The organism is Kocuria varians (assembly GCF_006539885.1).
GTDB classification, from domain to species: Bacteria; Actinomycetota; Actinomycetes; order Actinomycetales; family Micrococcaceae; genus Kocuria; species Kocuria varians.
The window spans coordinates 59190-81627 of sequence record NZ_BJNW01000003.1; the positions used below are offsets into that span (position 1 = coordinate 59190).

21 protein-coding genes are annotated in these 22438 nt (G+C 72.3%); 11 read left to right on the forward strand and 10 right to left on the reverse strand.

What is annotated here, in order from left to right:
- Nucleotide 1: 1 nt before the first annotated feature.
- Nucleotides 2-985, forward strand: a complete 984-nt coding sequence (locus KVA01_RS02410; RefSeq protein WP_068470173.1) for a lipid II:glycine glycyltransferase FemX — start codon at nt 2-4, stop codon at nt 983-985.
- Nucleotides 982-1737 (forward strand): SDR family NAD(P)-dependent oxidoreductase, encoded by a 756-nt coding sequence (locus KVA01_RS02415; protein ID WP_068470067.1) that lies wholly within the window; start codon nt 982-984, stop codon nt 1735-1737. The genes KVA01_RS02410 and KVA01_RS02415 overlap by 4 nt, the downstream gene beginning before the upstream one ends.
- Before the next feature lie 60 nt (nt 1738-1797).
- Here KVA01_RS02415 and KVA01_RS02420 read toward each other — a convergent pair whose 3' ends face one another.
- Nucleotides 1798-3360 carry a hypothetical protein gene (locus KVA01_RS02420; protein ID WP_141268793.1) on the reverse strand — a complete coding sequence of 521 codons (1563 nt, stop codon included), beginning with the start codon at nt 3358-3360 and terminating at the stop codon, nt 1798-1800.
- 150 nt (nt 3361-3510) lie between these two features.
- Nucleotides 3511-4521 (reverse strand): class II fructose-bisphosphatase, encoded by a 1011-nt coding sequence (gene glpX, locus KVA01_RS02425; RefSeq protein WP_068470062.1) that lies wholly within the window; start codon nt 4519-4521, stop codon nt 3511-3513.
- 129 nt (nt 4522-4650) lie between these two features.
- Here glpX and KVA01_RS02430 point away from each other — a divergent pair, with 129 nt between their 5' ends.
- The 3 genes from KVA01_RS02430 (at nt 4651) to KVA01_RS02440 (ending at nt 7918) form a co-directional block, all read left to right on the forward strand.
- Nucleotides 4651-5484, forward strand: a complete 834-nt coding sequence (locus tag KVA01_RS02430) for a DUF4245 domain-containing protein (RefSeq protein ID WP_068470060.1) — start codon at nt 4651-4653, stop codon at nt 5482-5484.
- A 168-nt stretch (nt 5485-5652) separates the two neighbouring features.
- A complete protein-coding gene (locus KVA01_RS02435; protein WP_174805691.1) occupies nt 5653-6303 on the forward strand; it encodes a carbonic anhydrase in 651 nt (216 codons plus the stop codon).
- Between the two features lie 208 nt (nt 6304-6511).
- On the forward strand, nt 6512-7918 hold the full coding sequence (locus KVA01_RS02440) for a class II fumarate hydratase (RefSeq protein WP_068470057.1): 1407 nt from the start codon (nt 6512-6514) through the stop codon (nt 7916-7918).
- 155 nt (nt 7919-8073) lie between these two features.
- Here the strand turns inward: KVA01_RS02440 and KVA01_RS02445 are convergent, their stop codons facing one another.
- Entirely contained in the window at nt 8074-8331 is a 258-nt protein-coding gene (locus KVA01_RS02445) for a hypothetical protein (protein WP_068470169.1), read from the reverse strand.
- A 58-nt stretch (nt 8332-8389) separates the two neighbouring features.
- The gene (locus KVA01_RS02450) at nt 8390-9748 is read right to left on the reverse strand and encodes a C45 family autoproteolytic acyltransferase/hydrolase (RefSeq protein ID WP_082810396.1); all 1359 of its coding nucleotides are present in this window, start codon (nt 9746-9748) and stop codon (nt 8390-8392) included.
- A gap of 191 nt (nt 9749-9939) precedes the next feature.
- Between KVA01_RS02450 and KVA01_RS02455 the strand changes: the two genes are divergently transcribed.
- From KVA01_RS02455 to xylB, 3 genes are all read left to right on the forward strand, one after another.
- Nucleotides 9940-11682: a pyruvate dehydrogenase gene (locus tag KVA01_RS02455; protein ID WP_068470055.1), complete on the forward strand. Its 1743-nt coding sequence runs from the start codon at nt 9940-9942 to the stop codon at nt 11680-11682.
- 238 nt (nt 11683-11920) lie between these two features.
- Nucleotides 11921-12904, forward strand: a complete 984-nt coding sequence (locus KVA01_RS02460) for a sugar-binding transcriptional regulator (protein WP_141268797.1) — start codon at nt 11921-11923, stop codon at nt 12902-12904.
- Nucleotides 12901-14313 carry a xylulokinase gene (xylB, locus tag KVA01_RS02465; protein ID WP_141268799.1) on the forward strand — a complete coding sequence of 471 codons (1413 nt, stop codon included), beginning with the start codon at nt 12901-12903 and terminating at the stop codon, nt 14311-14313. The genes KVA01_RS02460 and xylB overlap by 4 nt, the downstream gene beginning before the upstream one ends.
- A gap of 124 nt (nt 14314-14437) precedes the next feature.
- On the opposite strand, the gene KVA01_RS02470 is transcribed toward xylB, so the two are convergent.
- Together KVA01_RS02470 and KVA01_RS02475 are read right to left on the reverse strand one after the other, a co-directional pair.
- On the reverse strand, nt 14438-14905 hold the full coding sequence (locus KVA01_RS02470) for an NUDIX hydrolase (RefSeq protein ID WP_068470049.1): 468 nt from the start codon (nt 14903-14905) through the stop codon (nt 14438-14440).
- A 128-nt stretch (nt 14906-15033) separates the two neighbouring features.
- Nucleotides 15034-15573: a prepilin peptidase gene (locus KVA01_RS02475; RefSeq protein ID WP_068470047.1), complete on the reverse strand. Its 540-nt coding sequence runs from the start codon at nt 15571-15573 to the stop codon at nt 15034-15036.
- Between the two features lie 80 nt (nt 15574-15653).
- Between KVA01_RS02475 and KVA01_RS02480 the strand changes: the two genes are divergently transcribed.
- Complete coding sequence (locus tag KVA01_RS02480) at nt 15654-16472, forward strand: hypothetical protein (protein WP_141268801.1); 819 nt, start codon at nt 15654-15656, stop codon at nt 16470-16472.
- Here the strand turns inward: KVA01_RS02480 and KVA01_RS02485 are convergent.
- Nucleotides 16439-17200 (reverse strand): isoprenyl transferase, encoded by a 762-nt coding sequence (locus KVA01_RS02485; RefSeq protein WP_068470166.1) that lies wholly within the window; start codon nt 17198-17200, stop codon nt 16439-16441. The two genes, KVA01_RS02480 and KVA01_RS02485, sit on opposite strands and share 34 nt — an antisense overlap.
- Before the next feature lie 137 nt (nt 17201-17337).
- Between KVA01_RS02485 and trhA the strand changes: the two genes are divergently transcribed.
- Nucleotides 17338-18051 (forward strand): PAQR family membrane homeostasis protein TrhA, encoded by a 714-nt coding sequence (trhA, locus tag KVA01_RS02490; RefSeq protein WP_068470165.1) that lies wholly within the window; start codon nt 17338-17340, stop codon nt 18049-18051.
- A 47-nt stretch (nt 18052-18098) separates the two neighbouring features.
- On the opposite strand, the gene KVA01_RS02495 is transcribed toward trhA, so the two are convergent.
- From KVA01_RS02495 to mca, 3 genes are all read right to left on the reverse strand, one after another.
- On the reverse strand, nt 18099-20144 hold the full coding sequence (locus KVA01_RS02495; protein ID WP_141268802.1) for a thioredoxin domain-containing protein: 2046 nt from the start codon (nt 20142-20144) through the stop codon (nt 18099-18101).
- Between the two features lie 140 nt (nt 20145-20284).
- The gene (locus KVA01_RS02500) at nt 20285-20683 is read right to left on the reverse strand and encodes a hypothetical protein (protein ID WP_068470042.1); all 399 of its coding nucleotides are present in this window, start codon (nt 20681-20683) and stop codon (nt 20285-20287) included.
- A 10-nt stretch (nt 20684-20693) separates the two neighbouring features.
- Nucleotides 20694-21593: a mycothiol conjugate amidase Mca gene (gene mca / locus KVA01_RS02505; RefSeq protein ID WP_068470040.1), complete on the reverse strand. Its 900-nt coding sequence runs from the start codon at nt 21591-21593 to the stop codon at nt 20694-20696.
- Between the two features lie 231 nt (nt 21594-21824).
- Between mca and KVA01_RS02510 the strand changes: the two genes are divergently transcribed.
- On the forward strand, nt 21825-22307 hold the full coding sequence (locus KVA01_RS02510; RefSeq protein WP_068470038.1) for a DUF4307 domain-containing protein: 483 nt from the start codon (nt 21825-21827) through the stop codon (nt 22305-22307).
- Nucleotides 22308-22438 lie beyond the last annotated feature (131 nt).

The following is a 22438-nucleotide window of genomic DNA, read 5'->3' on the forward strand; positions in this document are numbered from 1 at the left end:
CGTGGCGAATATCCTGCAGTCCCCCGAGTGGGCCCAGTTCCAGACCAGCATCGGACACCGCGTGATCCAGGCCGAGGGGCCCGGGTGGCGGTACCTGGCCACCGTGGAGGGCGGGCGCACCGGACGCTACCTGTACTGCCCGTACGGGCCGGAGTCGGACTCCCCGGAGGCTTTCGACCGCGCGCTGGCGGACCTCACCGCGCAGGCGAAGCAGAACCACTGCTGGTTCGTGCGGGTGGAGCCCATCAACGGGCACACCGTGGACGGGGTCGAGACCCCGGAGGCCTCCCTGCGACGCCGCGGCATGAGGCTCGCCCCGCGCCAGGTGCAGCCCGGGCACACCCAGGTGGTGGACCTGCGCAAGGACGCCAAGGACCTGCTCAAGGACATGAAGTCCACCAACCGCAACCTCTACCGCAACATCCACAAGAAGGGCGTGAGCATCGAGCGCTCGCAGGACCCCGCGGACGTGGAGCACCTGCTGCGCTTCCTGGACGAGACCGCCAAGCGCCGGAACTTCAACCGTCAGCACGACGACTACCTGCGCGCCGTCGCCGCGTCCCTCATGCCCGCGGACGCCGCCACCCTCTACCTCGCCACGCTCGACGGCGAGCCGATCGCCGCGTCCCTCGTGTACGACTCCGCGGACACCCGCACCTACGCGCACGCCGCGATGGACCAGGAGCACCGCAAGCTCTCCGCGGGCATCCCGCTGGTGGTCACCATGATCATGGACGCCAAGGAGAAGGGCCTCACCTGGTTCGACCTCTTCGGCACCGCCCCCGAGGGCGCCGGGCCCGAGCACGAGTGGTACGGCTTCACCTCGTTCAAGAAGTCCTTCGGCGGGGAGCCCGTCTCCTACCCCGGCACGTGGGACCTACCCGTGTCCCGCGCCGGGTACGCGGCGTACAGCGGCGTCCGTGCGGCACGCGAGAAGCTCGGGGCGCTCGCCGGCACGCTGCGCTCCCGCGGGGAGGACGCATGACCCGCACAGCACTGGTCACGGGTGCCACCGGAGGGATCGGCCGCGCGTTCACCCGGGCGCTGCACGAGCGCGGCTACGCCCTGATCCTCACCGGCCGCAGCACCGAGAAGCTCACCGCCCTCTCCCAGGACGTCACGGGCGGGGCCGCGCAGATCGTGGCGGCGGACCTCGGCACGCAGGACGGCATCGACACCCTCGTGGACGTGCTCGAGTGCAACCCGGTGCAGCTGCTCGTCAACAACGCGGGCTTCGGCACGCACGGGGAGTTCGCGGCGTCGGACCTGGGCCGCGAGCTCGAGGAGCTCACCGTGAACGTGCGGGCGCTGATGACGCTCACCCACACCGCGCTGCGGACCATGACGGCGGCCGGGGGCGGTGCGATCATCAACATCGCCTCCGTGGCGAGCTTCCAGCCGCTGCCCTCCATGGCCACCTACAGCGCGTCCAAGGCGTTCGTGGACCGGTTCTCGCTCGCGGTGGGAGTAGAGGCCCGCAAGCACGGCGTGCACGTGCTCAGCGTGAACCCGGGGCCCGTGGACACGGACTTCTTCAAGGTCGCGAACGCCTCGGCCATTGAGGTGGGGCGCTCCGCGAACCCGGACGAGCTCGTCGCGGCCACCCTCGCGGCACTCGACAGGAAGCGCGCGCGGATCGTCTTCCCCCGCGGCTACCACGCCCTCGACCGCCTCGCGGGCCTGCTGCCCCCGAGCCTCACGGCACGGGTGGCGAACGTGGTGTCGGGCCGCTCCTGACGTCCCGCGGCGCGGCGCCCCCGAGGACGACGACGCCGCGCCGCCGGGATGGCGCGGGCGTCACCAGCGCGCGGCATCCCTCACTGCCGCGCGGCCTTCGGCCAGCGCACGGCGGAACAGGCTCTCCTCGTCCCGCAGCGCCGCGGGCGTCTTGGAGGTGACCGCGGCGGTGAGACGCTTCGGCAGAGCCCGGTCCTTCGTCGTGGGGGTCTCCGCGGGCGTCTCAGCTGCAGCAGCAGCATCTGTCGCGGGAGTGTCCCCGGCCCCGCTCCGGTTCTTCTTCCGCCCGGTCACCGGCGCCGCACGGACCTTCTTCTGCTTCTCCGTGCGGTTCTTCTCGGCGCGCTTCGCGGCCTTCTTCGCCGCCTTCTTCCCACTACCTGCAGCACCGGCAGTCGCCGCCCCCGCATGCCCGGCACCGACCTCGTGCAGCCGCGCCAGATCAGGATCGGCATCCACGGCGGCGCCCGGTTCCGCGGTGAACTCCGTCTCCGACGCGGCGGCCTCGACCCCGAGAACCTGCTCGGGCGACGTCGTCACGTCTGAGGACACGGCAGCGGGCCCCTCAGAGGCGGGGGCCTCAGACGCGGCGAGCGCCGCGGCGCCGTCCTGCGCGGGAAGGATCTCCTCCTCCCGGTGGCGCCGCGAGCGGCGGCCGAACACGCGGCGTCGGGTCTTCTCCGCGCGGCCCGCGATCTGGAACTCGCCCACGAGCGGGTACTCCCACGTGCCGAGCACCTCGTGGTCCTCGGTCGCGAGCTCGCGCAGCACCATGGGCTGACCGGGCTGGTCCGGGTCCCCGGCGAGCACCTTGTGGACCATGCGCTGCTGCAGCTGCACGAGGCCGGTGAGCAGCAGGGCGTCGTCCACGCCCAGGTCCCGGGCGAGGTCCGTGAAGCCCAGGCGGTAGATCATGGCGGACTCGCCCGTGTGCACGAACCACAGGTATCCGAGGGCCTTCTCCGGGCCGTCCTCGGGGCGCTCGGTGGCCACCAGGAACACGGAGTTCTCCCCCACGGCGCGCAGCAGCTCGCGGATGTGCTGGGTGCGCAGGCCCACGTGGGAGAGGTCGCGGTCCGCGGCGTTGACGCGGCGCACTCGCACGCCGGTGTCTCGCAGGCCCGCGCGGCAGCGCTGCAGGGTCTCGCTCGACAGCCTCTTGGACAGCTCACCCTCGGTCTCTCCGAGCCGCACCACCAGGTGGCGGGGGCCTGCTTCGCCGCGCCGTGGTTTGTCACGACGCCGGTAGCCCGCCTCCGCCAGCTCGGCCGCCAGTTCCGTGGTGGCATGGGTGTCCGGGCTCACGCGCAGCACCGCGGCGTCGTACACCGTGCGGGCGTGCTCCTGCAGCGCCTCGAGCGCGGCCACGAGGTCGCGCGGGTTCTTCACGTGCAGGGACTTGGCGTCCACCACCGTGTGCCGGTCCTCCGGGTAGACGAGCAGCTGGCCGTAGCCCACGGTCTGCTCGTCGCGGTCCACGGCCACGCGTTCCACGCGCACGTCGTCACGGGTGAGGGCCTCGGCCTCGCCGATGCCCCACAGGAGGTCCGGGTGGCCTCCCGTGACGCGCACGCGGGCGTCCCAACTCTGACGGTTGCCGCTGGGGGTCACGTTCAACGTCACGGTGTCTTTCCTCTCCTCAGGCCCACGAACACCGCGGCCCAGCTTAGCCCGGACCGGCCTCCGGTCAGGCCGGATGCGTCCTCGGCACGCACAAACACACGCGCCCTCCCTCCCGTGTGGACGCGCGCGTGGTCGAGCGGAGCTGCGGGATCAGCGCTGGTGGCGCTCGTACTTCTCCCACTTGGTGGCCAGGTGCTCGGCCTCGACCATGCGCACCGTGCCGGAGCGCGAGCGCATCACGATGGACTGCGTGGTGATGGTCCGCCCGCGGTAGCGCACGCCGCGCAGCAGGTCACCGTCCGTGATGCCGGTCGCGGCGAAGAAGCAGTTGTCCGAGGTCACGAGCTCGTCCGTGGTGAGGATCCGGTCCACGTCCAGCCCTGCGGCGGCGGCCTTCTCGCGCTCGCTCTCGTCCGTGGGGGCCAGCCGGCCCTGGATCACACCGCCGGTGGCCTTCACGGCGCACGCGGTGACGATGCCCTCCGGGGTGCCGCCGATGCCCATCATGATGTCCACGCCCGTGCCCTCGCGGCACGCGGCGATCGCACCGGCCACGTCACCGTCCAGGATCATGCGGGTGCGGGCACCGGTCGCGCGGATCTCCTCCACGAGACCCTGGTGCCGGGGGCGGTCCAGGACGCACACGGTGACCTGGTTGGGCTTCACGCCCTTGGCCTTGGCCACCAGGTGGATGTTCTGCTTGACCGGCAGCCGCAGGTCCACCATGTCCGCGGCCTCCGGGCCCACCACGAGCTTGTCCATGTAGAACACGGCCGAGGGGTCGAACATGGACCCGCCGTCCGCGACCGCGATCACCGCGAGCGCGTTGTTCATGCCCAGTGCGGTCAGGCGGGTGCCGTCGATGGGGTCCACCGCGACGTCCGACTCCGGGCCGTTGCCGTCGCCCACGCGTTCGCCGTTGAACAGCATGGGGGCCTCGTCCTTCTCGCCCTCGCCGATCACCACGGTGCCGTTGAAGTCCACGGTGGAGAGGAAGGAGCGCATGGCGTCCACGGCCGCGCCGTCCGCGCTGTTCTTGTCACCGGCGCCGACCCAGTGGCCGCCCGCGATCGCGGCCGCCTCCGTGACGCGCACCAGTTCGAGCGCCAAGTTCCGGTCCGCCACATTTCCCGAGCTGCCGTGCTGGGTGTTCTCTGCCACGTTGTTCCTCACCTTCGAGTTTCGGCCGCGCCTGGATCCGCCGGGTCCCGGGCGCCACCACGGGTGTGCCCAGCATATCCCGGGGCCCCGCTGTTGGGCCGGTCCCCCGGAGCACGGCACAATGGGTCCGTGAGTTCTTCTGCTTCCGGACCCTCCCCCGATCCCCGCACCGAGCCGTCGTCCTCCGCCTCCGCCGGGGGCACGGGTCCCGACGACGACGCCGCGGGCACCGGCCCCGCGACCACCGGCACCTCCGCGGGGTCCGCCCCGGGCGCGGTCGGCGGCGAGACCCGCCAGGGCGGCGTCGGCCCGGGGGCGGACCAGGGCACCGCGGGCTCGGAGGCCACCCAGGGCACCACCGCCGCGACGGGCACCCCGGGGGCCGAGGCCGCGGACGAGCCGCCCACGCCCCAGCTCACCACCAAGCAGGCGTCGCGGATCAACGCGCCGGTCCGGGGCATGGTCATCTCCATGATCGTGCTGCTGCTCCTACTGCTGCCGTTCATCTGGCTGCAGCCCAAGCCGGACGCCCACCCGTACCGCGCGCAGGTGGACGTGGCCCAGGAGGCCACGTTCGCCAAGGACCAGGCGCCCTTCACGCCCGCCGCACCCGCGCTCGGGGACGGCTGGAGCGCCAACTACGCCACGTGGAACGAGAAGTCCCAGGACGGCGTTCCCCTGTGGAGCGTGGGCTACCTCTCCCCCGACTACCACCTGGTGGAGATGGTCCAGACCGCGGAGTCGAACCCCACGTGGCTCGCCCAGCGCACCGAGCTGATCCCCGTCACGGGTGAGAAGAAGATCGGGGACGTCACCTGGCAGCTCCACCACCGGGACGCCACCGGCAAGCAGGAGGAGTTCACCGCGTGGGTCGCCACGCTCAAGGACTCCACCGTGCTGCTCAGCGGCAAGGCCCCGGACGCGGACTTCCAGCACGTGGCCGAGGTGCTCTCCGGCTCCTGACCCGGCACGCCGGACCCGGTTCGTGACGGGCGACCCGTTTCGTGACGGGACAGCCCGTCAGTGGCCGGGTGCCCCACACACCGACGCGCGCCCGCCCCGGTGCGCCGGGTCTACCCTTGACCACGGTGCGGAGTCCCGCGCCGTCCCTCCCAGACATGGAGTTCGAGCGTGAGCACTGAGACAGCCGCCGTGGACAACGCCCCCCACACTCCCGCCGAGGCGTGGCGGGCCCTGCAGGACGGCAACGCCCGGTTCATCGCCGGCGAGAAGCTGCACCCGCACCAGGACGCCCAGCGCCGCATGGACCTCGCGCAGTCGCAGAAGCCGTTCGCGGTGATCTTCGGCTGCTCGGACTCGCGCCTGGCCGCGGAGATCATCTTCGACCTGGGCCTCGGGGACGCGTTCGTGATCCGTACCGCCGGGCAGGTCATCGACAACGCCGTGCTCGGCTCGCTCGAGTTCGCCGTCCAGGTGCTCGGCACGCCGCTGATCATGGTGCTGGGCCACGACTCGTGCGGCGCCGTGACGGCCACCAAGAACTCGGTGGAGTCTGGCGAGCTGCCCACGGGCTTCCAGCGCGACCTCGTGGAGCGCATCACGCCCTCGGTGCTGCAGGCCAAGCGCTCCGGGGACGCGGACCTGCAGGACATGGTCGTGGAGCACACCAAACAGACCGCCGCGCGCATGCTCGACCAGTCCACGGTGATCTCCGGTGCGGTCGCGCGCGGGGAGGCCGCCGTGATCGGCGTCTTCTACCACCTCGCGGACGGCAAGGCCGAGCTGGTTTACAGCGAGGACCCGGAGATCCGCGAGTCCTGAGCCGCGGACGGTTTCCCGGCCCACCACGCACGACGACGCCGCCCGCGGCCTCGCGGGCGGCGTCGTCGTGCCCGAGACGGGACAGGGGGGCGTGCAGCGGCAGCCGCGGCGAGCGACGGCAACCGCCAGCCCGGCGGCGTCGTCACCGGCGAAATCCGCACCGGGGTACAGGGGGACGCCGCCGGGAGGGCGGGCCTAAACTGGCGCCATGGCAGAAAACACTGACTACCGCATCGAACACGACACCATGGGCGAGGTCCGCGTTCCCAAGAAAGCCCTCTACCGTGCCCAGACCCAGCGCGCCGTGGAGAACTTCCCGATCTCCGGCAACACGCTGGAGCGCGAGCACATCAAGGCGCTCGCCCAGGTGAAGAAGGCCGCCGCCACGGCCAACGAGGAACTGGGTGTGCTCGACGCCGAGCGCGCCCGCGCCATCCGCGACGCCGCGGATGCCGTGGCCTCCGGCGAGTACGACGCCGAGTTCCCCATCGACGTGTTCCAGACGGGCTCCGGCACGTCCTCGAACATGAACACCAACGAGGTGCTGGCCACGCTCGCGTCCCGCGCGCTCGAGTCCGCGGGCGCGGAGGTCCACCCCAACGACCACGTCAACGCGTCCCAGTCCTCCAACGACGTCTTCCCCACGTCCGTGCACGTGGCCGTGACCAACGCGCTGCTCAACGACCTCAAGCCGGCCATGGAGGTCCTCGCGACCTCCTTGGAGAAGAAGGCTGCGGAGTTCAAGCACGTGGTGAAGTCCGGGCGCACCCACCTCATGGACGCGACCCCCGTGACCCTGGGCCAGGAGTTCAGCGGCTACGCGGCGCAGGTGCGCTACGGCATCGAGCGCATCGAGGCGTCCCTGCCGCGTGTGGCCGAGGTCCCCCTGGGCGGCACCGCCGTGGGCACCGGCATCAACACCCCGGACGGCTTCTCGGCGCGCGTGATCGAGCTGCTCGCACAGGAGACCGGCCTGCCGCTGACCGAGGCGCGCAACCACTTCGAGGCGCAGGCCAACCGCGACGGTCTCGTGGAGGCCTCCGGGCAGCTGCGCAACATCGCGTACTCCTACATGAAGTTCATGAACGACATCCGCTGGATGGGCTCCGGGCCCAACACGGGCCTGGGCGAGCTGCACATCCCCGACCTGCAGCCGGGCTCCTCAATCATGCCGGGCAAGGTCAACCCCGTGATCTGCGAGGCCACCATCCAGGTGGCGGCCCAGGTGATCGGCAACGACACCACGGTGGCGCTGTCCTCCACCAACGGCGCGTTCGAGCTGAACGTGGGCATCCCCGTGATGGCCGCGAACCTGCTGGAGTCCATCCGCCTGCTCGCCAACGTCTCCCGCGTGGCTGCGGAGAAGATGGTGGACGGGCTGCAGGCCAACGAGGAGCGCTGCCGCTTCCTGGCCGAGGCCTCCCCCTCGATCGTCACGCCGCTGAACAAGGCCATCGGCTACGAGGCCGCCGCGAAGATCGCCAAGCACGCCGTGGCCAACAAGGTCACCGTGCGCGAGGCCACCATCGAGCTCGGCTACGTGGACGGCGAGAAGCTCACGGAGGAGCAGCTCGACAAGGCGCTCGACGTCACCACCATGACCGGCAACTACTGAGAACCGCGTACGCGGCCCGTCCGCGCCCGCACGTGAGCTCACCGCCATGAGAACTCGGCCACCCGATGCTTCGGGTGGCCGAGTCGTGTGTGGAGCCGGGACCGCTCAGGTCCGTTCCCGAGGGGGCTGCCCGTGGGAGGCGTGCCGGGTGGGGCTCAGGCCTTCCACCGGGACCACGCCGCCTGCCGGGACGTCCCGGCGGCACCGGCGACGGCGGACCAGGAGGCCGCCTCCGCCACCGAGCGGGCACTGATCCCCAGGTGCTCCCCCACCGCTGCGCTGATCCTCAGCAGAGCCTGGAACGCTTCAGGATCCCCGCGGCCGCTCAGTTGCGCGAGGGTCCGCAGTGCCGAGTCCTCGAGCTGGGACACGGTCGGCTCGTGGTCGAACGGGGTGGGTTCGTGGCTGCTCACGGGAACCATGATGGCATCCCCGTGGCCGTGGCGGGAGCTGCGGGGCCTGCCGCTGGGCTCACCGTCCCTCGAGGACGATGTCCAGGGTGTCGTCGGCGTCGTCGAAGCGGCGGGTCCAGGAGACGCCGGGCCACACGTACTCCACCGTGCCCAGGTCCGGGCGGTAGTGGGCCGTGAACAGGGTGCCGAAACCGGCCGAGTAGTGGTCCTGGTGCAGCGGGTCCCGCAGGAACCCGTCCCGCGCCTCGGCGGCACTCACGCCCTTCTCCGAGACCTCGTCCAGGAACTCGAGGCGCTCCACGGAGTGGAACTGGGCGGCCTTCTCCGGGTACTCCGGCGTCTTCCCGCGGTGGTTGGTCGCGGTGCACGCGTCGAAGAACTCCACGTCCTGGCCCGGGGCCACGAACGCGGTGAAGCGCTCGCCGCTCACGTCCACCACCGTGATGTTGTAGGACATGGACACCGGCAGCCCACGCAGCAGCTCACGCGCATGCGCCGCGGTCTCGGCGACCTCCAGCAGGTAGCGGATCACGAGCGGGATCGCGAAGCCCGGGCCCGAGCCCGGGCGGCCGCCGAACGTCAGGGACACGGCCAGGCCGGCGTCGTTCATGCCGTCCAGCAGACCCCACAGGCAGTCGCCCGTGCCGATCACCTTGCGACCGGTGAACTCGCTCGAGTACACCGTGGCCTCCCACAGGTCCGGCACGTAGTCGTAGTTGCGGGTCAGCGAGGTCTCCTCGCCCACCGTGGCCAGCTGCGAGCACGCCGGCGCGAACGCGGGGAGGTTCCACATGGTCAGGAAGCGGGCGGCGTCGTCGTCACCGCCGGTCTGCGCCACGAGCTCGCGCCACACCGGGACCAGCTCGGGCATGTACTTCTCGAGCTTGCCCTGCGCCTCCGCCAGGCTCGGCCTGGTGCCGGGGCCCGTGAGGTACCACGAGCGGTAGGCGGGCCAGGTCGCGTCGCAGAGCGCCTTCCAGCGCGGGCCGGGCGTGGCCTCGTGGATCCCGTAGACCGTCACGGGGTACGTGCGGGCCGGGGCGGACCAGGTGCTCCAGTCGGTGGCGCTCCAGTCTGTGTCCTGGGTCCAGGTGACGGCCGCCCCCTCGGTCTCGGCGAGGTCCGTGTCGAGGACGTCCGTGTCGACGACGTCGCCCGCGGCCTGGGCGGTGGGCCGCGGCCGGGTCTGGTGCTGCGGCTCGGTGAGGGTGGTGCCGCACGCGGTGCACGTACCGTCCTCCTGCACTGTGGCCCCGCCACGACGCCGCCCGCCGCGGGTGGGCAGCTCCGCCCAGGCCGAGGGGCGGCCGGTCGCGAGCCGCGGTGCCGCGCTCGCCCAGTCCACGCAGCCCCAGTCGATGGCGGCCCAGTCGATCCCGGCCCAGGTGCGGGCGGTGGTCTTCCGTGTGCTCGTCATGCATCAAGCAAACCTTGACACCCTCCCCGCTGTCAACCACATCTTGACACAGTGTGGCAGGGCACCGGCGGCTGTCATGTTCACCACACCCTCCGACGCACCCGGGACAACGGGACTACGCTGGCTCGCAGTGACTTTTCGCCGCCCCCGGACATCCCCGTCCGAGGCGGCCGACCGCACGAGGAGAATGCGTGAAACTTGCAGACCAGATCATCCAGCAGCTCGTCGCCGCGGGCGTCGAGCGCATCTACGGCGTGGTGGGCGACAGCCTGAACCCCATCGTGGACGCCGTACGCCGCTCCGGCGGTTCCGCCAAGGGCGGGATCGACTGGGTGCACGTGCGCCACGAGGAGGCCGCCGCGTTCGCCGCGAGCGCCGAGGCCCAGCTGACCGGCAAGCTCGCCGTGTGCGCGGGCTCGTGCGGTCCGGGCAACCTGCACCTGATCAACGGCCTCTACGACGCCAACCGCTCCGGCGCCCCCGTGCTGGCCATCGCCTCCCACATCCCGTCCCAGTACATCGGCTCGGGGTACTTCCAGGAGACGCACCCGGACCGGATCTTCACCGAGTGCTCGGTGTACTCGGAGCTCGTGAGCACGGCCAAGCAGTCCCCCGCCGTGGTGGCCTCCGCCATCCAGTTCGCGGTGACCAGCCCGGGCGTCTCCGTGGTGACCCTCCCGGGTGACCTGGCCGACTCCGAGGTCGCCGCCAAGGCCCGCCCCTACTCCGTGCCGGAGCCCAGCTCCATCGTCCCCTCGGACGAGACGATCGCCCGCATGGCGCAGGCGCTGAACTCCGCCGAGAAGGTCGCGATCTTCGCGGGCATCGGCGTGGCGGGTGCGCACGACGAGGTCATCGCCCTCGCGGACACCCTCAACGCGCCGGTGGGCCACACGCTGCGCGGCAAGGACCAGATCCAGTTCGACAACCCGTTCGACGTGGGCATGACCGGTCTGCTGGGCTACGGCGCCGCGGCCGAGGGCCTGCACGACGCGGACGTGATGGTCATGCTCGGCACGGACTTCCCGTACGACCAGTTCCTCCCGGACGTCACCACCATCCAGGTGGACATCAACCCCGCCGTGATCGGGCGCCGCACCGACGTGACGATTCCGGTCTACGGGGACGTGAAGTCCACGATCCTCAAGCTGCTGCCCGAGCTGAGCCCCAAGAAGGACCGCTCCTTCCTGGACAAGACGCTCGCCAAGCACGACAAGCTCATGAACAAGGCCGTGGGTGCCTACACCCGCAAGGTCGAGAAGATCACGCCCATCCACCCGGAGTACGCGGCGTCGGTGCTGGACCAGGTGGCCGCCCGGGACGCCGTGTTCACCGCGGACACGGGCATGTGCAACGTGTGGACCGCGCGCTACATCAACCCGCTCGGCTCCCGCCGGATCATCGGCTCCTACCTGCACGGCTCCATGGCCAACGCCCTGCCGCAGGCCATCGGCGCGCAGCTGGCGGACCCGGACCGCCAGGTCATCTCGGTCTCCGGTGACGGCGGACTGTCCATGCTCATGGGCGAGCTGCTCACGCTGTCCGCGCACAACCTGCCCGTCACCGTGGTGGTGTTCAACAACTCCACCCTGGGAATGGTCAAGCTCGAGATGCTCGTGGACGGCCTGCCGGACTACGGGGTGGACGTGCCCCAGGCGGACTACGCGGCGATCGCCCGCGCCGCCGGGTTGCAGGGCATCCGCGTGGAGAAGCCCACCGAGCTGGAGTCCGCGTTCGGCACGGCGCTGGCCCACCGGGGCCCCTCGCTCGTGGAGGTCATCACGGACCCCAACGCCCTGTCCATTCCCCCGGAGATCAAGAGCAGCCAGGTGTTCGGCTTCGCCACGGCCATGTCGCGCATCGTGCTCAACCGCGGAGCCGGTGAGGCCGTGTCCATGGCACGCTCCAACCTGCGCAACATCCCGCGCGGCTGAGCCGCCGTCCCGCCCGCGTGACAGCCGCGGGCGGAGGCCGAGAAGGGGACCCGGAGGTACGCCACCGGGTCCCCTTCCCGTGCGCGGGGGCACGCTTTCCCGCCCGCGACGGCGCCCCCGGACGTTCACGATGACGAACCCGCCGGGGGGCCTCCTCGCCCGCGGGGTGAGCCGCGCCATATAGACTCGCGTGACCAACTTCTCTGTCCACGCTCGTCAGCAACGGATGCGGTGATACATGTCCCCCAATGACCCGTGGCCGCCCACGGACCCCCAGCAGCGCCGGCACCTGCTCGCGCACCTGGCCCACGGCTACTTCGTGGAGGGCCTGTCCAAGGTCTCCCTCGGCAAGAAGTCCAACCTCTCGCGCTTCCAGGTGGCCGCGCTGCTGCAGGAAGCGCGGGAGACCGGGATCGTGCGGATCGAGATCGCCGTGCCCCTCGAGAGCACCGACGCGGCCCTCGCCCGTGCCGTGGGGGTCGAGCGGCTCGTGAGCGTGGGCGGCACCCAGTGGCCGGCGGACCGCCAGGACCTCGCCCGCGCCGTCGCCCGGGAGATCACACGGGTGCTGCAGGACGGTGACACGCTGGGCATCGCGTGGTCGCGCACCCTGCAGTTCGCGGTGGACCATCTGCCCGCCCTGCCCCACAACGACGTCGTCCAGCTCGCCGGCGCGCTGCGCACGGACGACACCACGGCGGACGAGTCCCCGCGGCTGTTCGCGGGCCTCACGGCCCGCTCCGCCTGGCCGCTGTGGGCGCCGCTCGTGGTCGAGCAGGCGGATTCCCTGAAGAAGTCCGTGGAGATCGAGGTGGCCCTGCGCCGGGCGGACGCGCTCGACGTCGCCGTGCTGGCCGTGGGCCACTGGTCCCCCGGGGGCTCCACCGTGTGGCCGCGCGTGAGCGAGGAGGTCGCCCTGGCCGCGGCACGCGCCGGGGCCGTGGCGGAGGTCGCCGGCCACCTGCTGGACGCCCACGGGCACGAGCTGGACACCCCCGTGGGCGGCATGATCGTCTCCGCCGGTGTGGAGCAGCTGCGCGCGGCGCGCTACAAGATCGCGGCGGCCTCCGGCGCGGAGCGTGCACCGGCCGTGCTGGCTGCCGTGCGCGGGGGGCTCGTGAACCACCTGGTCTGCGACGCCGCCCTGCGCGACGAGCTCGAACGCCTCGTGGCCCCGCACCCCTGGCCCGCGCCCACCTCGTTCCCCGGAAGGACCCCATGAGCAGCACCGTTGTCGGCATCGACTCCTCCACGCAGTCGTGCAAGGTCGTGGTCGTGGACACGGACAGCGGCCAAGTGCTCGCGAGCGGCAGTGCCGCGCACCCGGACGGCACGAGCGCAGACCCCGCCGCGTGGCTGGACGCGCTGCGCACGGCGTGGCGGGAGGCGGGGGTCCCCGGGCGCGACGACGTCGTGGGCGTCTCCGTGGCCGGGCAGCAGCACGGCATGGTCGCGGTGGATACCGCAGGCACCCCCGTGCGGGACGCCCTGCTGTGGAACGACGTCCGCAGCGCCCCCCAGGCCGCCCGCATGGCGGCGGAGCACGGCACCGGCTGGTGGATGGAGCGCGTGGGCATGGCGCCCGTGCCCTCCATGACACTGTCCAAGCTCGCGTGGCTGCGCGAGAACGAGCCGGAGGCCGCCGCGCGCGTGCACCGCGTCATGCTCCCCCACGACTGGCTCACGCTGCAGCTGTGCGGCGCGTTCGTCACGGACCGTTCGGACGCCTCCGGCACGGGGTACTACGACGCCGCGCAGCACCACTACCGCCCGGAGCTGCTCGAGGCGTGGTTCGGGGCCGTCCCCGGGCTGCCGCGCGTGCTGGGCCCGTCCGAGGCCGCCGGCACCCTGGGGTGCGAGTGGGGCTGCGGGAACGGCGTGCTGGTGGGCCCCGGCGCGGGTGACAACGCGGCGTCGGCCCTGGCCCTGGAGCTGGACCGCGGCGAGGTGGTCGTCTCGGTGGGCACCTCCGGCACCGTCGTCGCACGCACAGCCGAGCTGCCCCTGGACCCCACGGGCACGACCGCAGGCTTCGCGGACGCCACCGGCGGCTTCCTCCCCCTGCTGTGCACGATCAACGCCGCGCGCGTTATGAGCACCACGGCGGACCTGCTGGGAGTGGACCTCGGGGAGTTCACACGGCTCGCGCGGGCCGCGGCGGCCGACGCCGGCGGTCTGACCTTCCTGCCCTACCTCGACGGCGAGCGCACGCCCAACCTGCCCACCGCCACCGGGCGTCTGGACGGGATGACACGCGCGTCGATGACCCGCGAGAACCTCGCACGTGCCGCCGTGCTGTCCGTGGCGAACTCGCTGGCCGACTGCCTCGGGGTGTTGCGGGGGCTCGACGTCCCCGTGGAGCGGGTGCTGCTCATCGGCGGCGGTGCGCGCTCGGAGGCCTTGCGGGACGTCCTGCCGGACACGTTCGGTGTGCCCGTGACGGTTCCGGGGCCGCGCGAGTACACGGCGCTCGGTGCCGCCCGCCAGGCCGCGTGGGTGGCCACGGGCACGCTCCCGCAGTGGTCACGGGCCGAGGGCCGCGAACTCCGCCCCCGGGGCGACGACGGCGCCCGCGCCTTCCGCGCGCGCTACACCGCCGCCCGGCGGGCGCTGGAGGCGGAACTCGGCTGAGGGGTCGCCTCGGCGGGGAGCGGAAGCCCCCGCCGGATGCCCACGGAGCGTCGACTCGGCGGCCCGACCGCTCTTCTCCGGACCGGTCCGCGTACAGGGGCAGGCCTGGGCGTGTCGGCCCCGCTCAGCGATCGAAGCCGGTGGTCCCCGTGAAGTCCAGGGCCGCCCGCAGCCGCTCGGCCTGGTGCTCGGGCATCGGGGGCAGCTCGTCCAGGGGGTACCAGCCCACGGAGAGGGACTCGTCGTCCGCGACGCGTGCCTCCCCGGACACGTAGTCGCACAGGAACGTGTGGTCCAGGAACTGGCAGCGGTCCCCGTTGGGGAACTCCACCACGTCACCGGCTTTCACCCGCACCAGCGCCCGTACGGTGATCTCCACGCCGGTCTCCTCGAGGCACTCGCGCCGGGCGGCGACCCCGGGATCCTCGCCCGGCTCCACGATCCCCGTGATCAGTCCCCAGTTGCCGTTGTCCGCGCGACGCCCCAGCAGCACGCGGCCCTCGTGGAGCACCACGGCGGTGCAGCCGGGCAGCCACAGGAGGTCGTGGCCGATCGAACGGCGCAGCTGCTGGATGAATTCCGGTGTCGCCACGGGCGGTCCTCCTGGAGAGATCGGTTGAGGCCGGGGGCGCGGATCGGGAGCCGCCCCCCTTGGGAGCCGCCGGGTCGGTGGCCTCGGGGCTCTGGTCTGGGATCCCACCACGATACGACCCGCCCGGCTCACAGGAACGTCATGACCCCCAGGCTGCCCACGATCATGAACGGTCCCAGCGGGATCCGGCTGCTCGCGGCGGCCCGGCCGGTGAGCAGCAGCACGGCGCAGAACACCCCGGCGAGCACGAAGGTCGCCGCCAGCGCGAGCACGGTGTGGGTCACGGACGCGAACCCCGTGGCGAGGCCCAGCACCCCGGCCAGGCGCACGTCCCCCAGCCCCATGCCGGCGGGGTTGAGCAGCCGCAGCACCAGGAACAGCCCGCCCATGATCGCGAGGCCCCACAGCATCCACCACAGCCGCACGGTGTCGTGCACGAGCAGGGCGGAACCGGCCAGCAGGGCGGCGGTCACGGGGTACAGCGGACGAACCACGGCACCGGGCAGCCGGTGTTCGCGGATGTCGGTGGCGGCGAGCCACACTCCTGTGCACGCGAGCACCAGGACGGCCAGGGCACAGGTCACCGCCGCCAGCTGAGCGCTGGGCGTCGCGTCCTGCAGGTGTCCCCCCACGAACCCCCCGATGCCCGCCGTCGTGGGCGGCATCATGCGCTCATCCTAGGCGCAGCTCCCCGGCCCGCGGGAGCCCCGGCGCCGGGGTGTGGACAACGGCTTCGTAGACTGGCCCCATGAGCGAGCCCTGGCAGCGCGACCCCGACCGACCCGCCGTGACCGAGCGCTCCTTCGCGGCCCTGTGCCGTTCCTCGCCGTGGCTGTGGGACACCCTGCGCTTCTCCCTGCACTGGGTTCCGGGGCCGCAGGACCGTGCGGCGCAGCCGGTGCGTGCATGGCTGCGCCGGCCCTCGGACCTGCGCGTGGAAACCCTGCACGGCGCCCGGTTGTACACGAGCACCTCGCTGGAGCGCTCCCGGGACGACTTCTACGTCGCGGACACCCCGCGCTCCTGGCTGCTGCACCCGGCACTCGTCACGCCCGTGTACGACGACGACGCCCTGGTCACCCGGCGCCCGGAGGCCGCCTACGGGGACCCGGTCTTCGGCGGCGGCCGGTGGCAGGCCATCCTGGACCCGGTGGAGCTCGTGGGCCCCGCGCTCGTGCCGCCCTATCTGCCCGAGCAGCGCCCAGCCGCCCTGCGGTCCCTCACCGCGGGGGCGTTCGCCCGGCGGCGCGTGTGGTGCGCGACCGTGGAGCCCACCGTTCGCTACCGCCCCACGACGCCGGGACACCCCCTCGCGCCGGGCCCCACCCGGATTGCCGTGGACGTGGCCACCGGGGTCTGCGTGCACTCGCACGTGCTGGAGGGTCCGTACGCCGGGCAGGGACACCGGCTCGTCGTCGAGGCGGTGGACGAGTACCAGCTGGACGACCTGTTCACCCGCGAGGCGTTCGACCTCACGGACGTCTCACGGCACGTGCCCTGGCCCGTGGGGGGGTCGGTGAGTCCGCCGGCGGCTCAGCCCCCGAAGCGGCGCTGCCGGCGGGCGTAGTCCCGCAGGGCGCGCAGGAAGTCCACGCGCCGGAAGTCCGGCCACAGGGCCTCGCAAAAGTAGAACTCGCTGTAGGCGGACTGCCACATCAGGAACCCGGAGAGCCGCTGCTCGCCGGAGGTCCTGATCAGCAGGTCCGGGTCCGGTTGCCCTCGCGTGTAGAGGTGGGCGGAGATGTCCTCGATGCTCAGTGCCTCGGCCGTGCGCTCGAGGGACTCGCCGCGCGAGGCGGCGTCCTCGAAGACCTCCCGCACGGCGTCGACGATCTCCTGGCGGCCCCCGTACCCCACCGCGATGTTCAGGTGCGGTCCCGGGTTCCCGGCCGTGCTGCGCGCGCTGGAGGCGAGCTGCTCCTGCAGCTGCGGGGGCAGGGTGGCCAGGGCACCGACCGCCTGGATCCGGCAGATCCCCTCGTCCTGCAGCTCCCGCGTGAGGTTGGTGATGATCTGCAGCAGCGCGGAGAGCTCCTCCGGCGGGCGGTTCAGGTTCTCGGTGGAGAGCACGTAGAGCGTGACCACCTGGATCTCGAGCTCGTCGCACCAGCGCAGGAACTCCACGATCTTCCGCGCCCCGGCCCGGTGGCCCTCTTCTGCGGAGGCACCGAACTGCCGGGCCCACCGGCGGTTGCCGTCCACGAGAACCCCCACGTGGTGGGGCAGCTCGTCCGGCGTCAGTGCGCGCCTCAAGCGGTGCTCGTAGAAGGAGTACATGACTCGGGGGAGCTTCAGCACGGTCCTTCCCCCTGACTCTGCTGGGGCCTGTACGGATTCACATCCACTAAACTACCCGTAGGGCTGACCCATCCCGGCAGAGGGTCCGGGACCCCGCCCCGGCGGGAGACGTCACGGAAGGCAGAGTGATCACCATGCGGGACGATCGAGCCGTCCGCCACGAGTCGGACAGCACTCGGACCATCGTGCGCCAGACCCGCAACGGGCCCCTCACGGTGGAGCGCAAACCCGCGTGGCGTGGCTGGATCCACGCCGGATTCGCCCCGGTGGCCACCGTCCTGGGGATCATCGCGATCGTCGTCGCTCCCACCCTGCAGCTGCGGCTCGCCTGCGTCGTCTACGCCATCACCGCCGTGATGCTCTTCGGCACCTCCGCCGTCTACCACCGCTTCTACTGGGGCGCGCGCATGAACGCCGTGCTGCGCCGGCTGGACCACGCGAACATCGCGCTCATCATCGCCGGCACGTACACCCCGCTGGCCGTGGCCCTGCTGCCACCGCGCGGCGCCACGATCCTGCTGGCCGTGATCTGGTCCCTCGGTGCCCTGCTCGTGGCCTTCCGCGTCTTCTGGCTGGGTGCGCCCCGCTGGCTCTACACCCCGCTCTACGTGGTCATGGGGTGCCTGTCCGTGCTCTACCTCCCGGCGTTCTTCGCCGTGAACGTCCCGGCGACCGTGATGCTCATCGTGGGCGGCGTGATCTACATCGCCGGAGCCGTCTGCTACGCGACCAGGCGGCCGCTGCTGCTGCCCCACGCGTTCAGCTTCCACGAGGTCTTCCACGCGTGCACCATCGGAGGCTTCGTGTGCCACTACATCGCGATCATGCTCGCGATGTTCGGGGCCTGAGCCGCCCGCCACAGACTGCTCCGGCCTCTCCGGTCGGCCCGGGTCTCTCAGCCCAGCAGCCGCGTCACCTCCGCCACGCTGCGAACCGGCAGCTCGCAGCGCCCGTCACGGCACAGCCACACCGCGAAGCCCTCGCCCGCATCGGGCACACCGTACGGGGCACGGTCCTTGTGCAGCACGAGCACGTCGAGCACGCGCCGCTCCCCCACCGCCCCGAGGACCTCGGCGAACGCGCCGTCAGACGCCCCCACCACCTGCAGCAGCGCCGGCGGGTGCAGCCGGTCCAGCACCGCACCGAGCATCCCACCGGCCGCCGTGGCGGCCGTGAGCACGACCCCCGTGGCCTGTCCCGTCAGCCGCTCCACCACCTCCTGCGTGGGCCGCCCCACCGTCTCCGGTCGGGACAGGTCCGTGAGCCAGCGGGCGAGCACCGCGGGGGCGGCCGCGGCGACGTCGTCGAACGGCTCCGCACGGCCCGTGGCCCCGGCCGCCGCGAGCGTGGCGTCCACGCTGGCGGTGTCGTGCACGGCGTCCTCCCCCACGAACCGCTCCACCGCGGTCTCGGCGAGCGCCCTGCTGCGCTCGTACCAGAGCCCCTCACCCGTGGCCCGGTAGAGGGCGAGCAGCCCGGTGCCCAGGCACGCGTAGTCCTCCAGCGTGCCCTCGTGGGGGTCGACGACGCCGCCGCGCGAGGTGCGCACCACGGTGCCGGTCTCGGGGTCGCGGTGGTGCTCCCACAGGAACGTGGCGGCGGTGCTCGCCGGCTCCAACCAGTCGGGATCCCCCAGCAGCACGGCAGCCTCCGCGAGTGCCCCAATGGCCATGCCGTTCCATGCGGTGACCACCTTGTCGTCCTGCGGCGGCGGGGTCCGCAGGGCGCGCCGCTCCCACAGCTCGCGGCGCAGCGTCTCGTCCAGCACGCCGGTGATCCGGCCGGCCTCGCCCCGCGCCGCCGTGACGGGTTCGGGACGGAGGCCGTCTGTCCCCGTTCCACGGGAGAACGTGTAGTACGCCCCCTCCCGCTCCGCGCGGGGCTCATCCGGCGAGGGCTCGCTGTCCGCGTCGAGGGACGCCGCGAACGCGCCCTGCGGGGTCACCATCTCGCGCCGCAGCCACTCGACCGCGGCCGTGGCGGCGTGCCGGTACCGGGCGGCCCGGGCCGGATCCGTGCCCCGCCCCTCCAGCACGTGCACGGTGCGCGCGAGCACCCGCACGAGCTGGGCGTTGTCGTAGAGCATCTTCTCGAAGTGCGGCAGGGACCAGTCCGGGGTCACGGAGTACCGGAAGAACCCGCCGCCCACGTGGTCCTGCAGTGCTCCCTGCACCATCGCGTCCAGGGTGGCGCACAGCAGCTCGTGGGCCGTGGCACGCTGCTCGCCCGGTGCTCCCGCGATCCTCGTGAGCGTTTCGAGCGCCGGGGACAGCGGGAACTTCGCTCCGGTGCCGAAGCCCTCGTGGGCGGCGTCGCGAGCGCGTTCGAGACCGTCGAGCCAGGCACCCACGAGCCGGCCTGCGGGTTCCGCGGCGTCGTCGAGGTTCGGCTCGACCACGACCGAGGGCCCGGCGTCCGCGAGCATCCGGTCCACGAGGTCGGGGTGAGCCGCGAGGGCCTCGGAGACCTGTTCCGCGGCCTTCTCGACCTCCCCGCGCCGTTGTGTCCACGCCTCCGTGACGGCGGCCATCACCTGGTGGAAGGACGGCCTGCCGTGGGACGGGACCGGCGGATGGTAGGTACCGGCGTGGAAGGCCCGGCCCTGCGGCGTGAGGAACACGGTCATGGGCCAGCCGCCCTGCCCCGTGAGCAGCTGCGTGGCGGCCATGTAGAGCGCGTCCACGTCCGGGCGCTGCTCGCGGTCCACCTTGACCGGCACGAAGTGCTCGTTGACGTACGCCCCGGTGTCCGGATCCTCGAAGGACTCGTGCGCCATCACGTGGCACCAGTGGCACGCGGCGTAGCCCACGGACAGCAGCACGGGGACATCCCGGCGCCGCGCCTCCTCGAACGCCTCGGGGCCGAAGGGCCACCAGTCCACGGGGTTCTCGGCGTGCTGCAGGAGGTAGGGACTCGTGGCACCGGCCAGACGGTTCGTCATGGGCACCACGGTCTCACAACGAGCAGGTCTCACAACGGCACGGTCTCGCAACGCCCCGGTCCTGCGGGGCCCCGATCCCACAGCACCTTGACCCCACAGGGCCGCGGTCTCGCAACTCCGCGGAGAGTGGCACCGGGCGACTATCGCGCGGCGGGACCGCCCGCGGCGCCGTCGGTCTCGGAGGCGGCCGCAGCGTCGTCGCGCCCCGTCCGCGCGGACGTGGGCCGTGCGCCGACCGACGACGACGCTTCCGCGCCCCCGTCCCGCCCGTCACCGGGCTCCGCGCCGGCCGCGTGGCGGTAGCCGCCCACGTGCTCCTCCGCCGCGCGCCGCTCGGCGTACTGCGCGCGGTAGCGCAGCCTGCGGTTGCGACGGTTGAAGTCGATGGCCAGCAGGACCACCGCGGCGGTCAGCAGGAACGTCATGACGAAGCCGATCAGCCCCGGGGAGACCTGGCTCGGGTCGAGGCCCGGTCGCAGCGTGTTCTCGGGGCTCGGGGCGGGGGTGGCCGCGTTCAGGACGCTCAGCAGCGTGTGCACGGGTGCTCGCTCACTTCCGGGTGGTCGGGGGCGTGTCCGTGACGCCCGCGAAGAGGTCGGTCTCGGGCAGCTCGGAGTCCACGCGGGACTTCGCGAGCGTGTAGTCCTCCCACGGCCACACCTCCGCCTGGGTCTCCGCAGACACCGCGAAGAACATGCCGCGGGGATCCACCTGCGTGCGGTGGCTCTTCAGCGCCTCGTCACGGGCGGTGAAGCGGTCCGCGCACTCGATCCTGGTGGTCGTTTCGTGACGCGGCACCGGCGGCTGGTGGCCCTCGGCGTCCGCCTCCTGCATCGCGGCGATGCGCTCCGCGTACGGCGACTGCAGCCCGCGGGCCTCGAGCGCCTCGTGCAGCGCGAGGAAGCGCTCCACGTTGAACGCGCGGTCGTAGTAGAGCTTGGACGGGGTCCAGGCCTCTCCCGTGCCCGGGTACGCGTCCGGATTCCCCGCGCGCAGGTACGCCTCCATGGCCACGTTGTGCGTCTGGATGTGGTCCGGGTGCGGGTAGCCGCCGTTCTCGTCGTAGCTGAGGATCACGTGCGGGCGGAACTCGCGCACGAGCTGCACCACGGGTGCGGCGGCGCGCTCCAGCGGCTGCAGCGCGAAGCAGCCCCACGGCAGCGGCGGGAGCGGATCGCCCTCCGGCAGCCCCGAGTCCATGAAACCGATCCAGCGGTGCTCCACGCCCAGGGCCTGTGCCGCGGCGGCCATCTCGTGACGGCGCAGCCCGGCGAGGTCGCGCTCCGCGCGGACATCGCCCTCCATCTCCGCGTTGAGGATCGAGCCGCGTTCGCCACCGGTGCACGTGGCGACCATGACGCGGGCGCCCAGGCCGGCGTAGTGGGCCATCGTGGCGGCACCCTTGCTGGACTCGTCGTCGGGGTGGGCGTGGATCGCCAACACACGCATCTGTGAATAGTCCGTCACCGAACGAATGCCTCCAAGACCTCTAGCGCGGGAAAAACCAGTCCCCGGTATCCTACGCCGCCCGGTCCCGGCGCGGCTGCGGGGAGGTCACGGCGCTTCCCGCCTCGCGACGACGCCGCCCCGGGCGGTCCCGCCCCCTGCCCGCCGCCCGGGCCCGGCGGCGTCGTCCCCGGCACCCGGGTTGCTCCCACGACCGCTGGGTACAGTGGAGCCATGAGTTCCGCCACGCCCCGACCCGCCACCGGCACCACCCCGGCGTCCGAGGCGGAGCGCGTGCTCGCCCGGCGCTACGGCGGCGGGCACCGCACCGTGGGCCGTCCGTCCCGGCGCGGCCCCTCCCCCCGCGGCTGGATCGTGATCTCCGTGGTGGGAACACTGCTCGCATCCCTGTTCGTCGTGTGGATCGTGTGGGGGAACTCCCAGAAGCCGGTCGCGAAGGACGTCAGCTTCCAGATCACGGACGCCGGGCACGTCTACGCGGACTTCGACCTCACCAAGGACCCGGACCAGAGCGTCACGTGCGCGATGCAGGCGCTCAACGAGCAGCACGCCGTGGTGGGCTGGCGCGAGGTCACGATCGGCCACGTGGCCGAGGACGAGCTCAACGGCCGGACGAGCACCCACCGGGTGCCGCTGCGCACCACGGGTATCGCCACCACCGCCGGCGTGGAGTCCTGCCGGGCCACCGGCGGCTGAGGGCAGGACCGGCCCTGCGCCTCAACAGGTCCGGGCTCGGCCCTCCCCGGTGCGCCGGTCCCGGCACCATGCGCACGACCTGCGACACGTTGGGATGCACGCCGGTGCTCCACTAGACTGACGGAGAGATC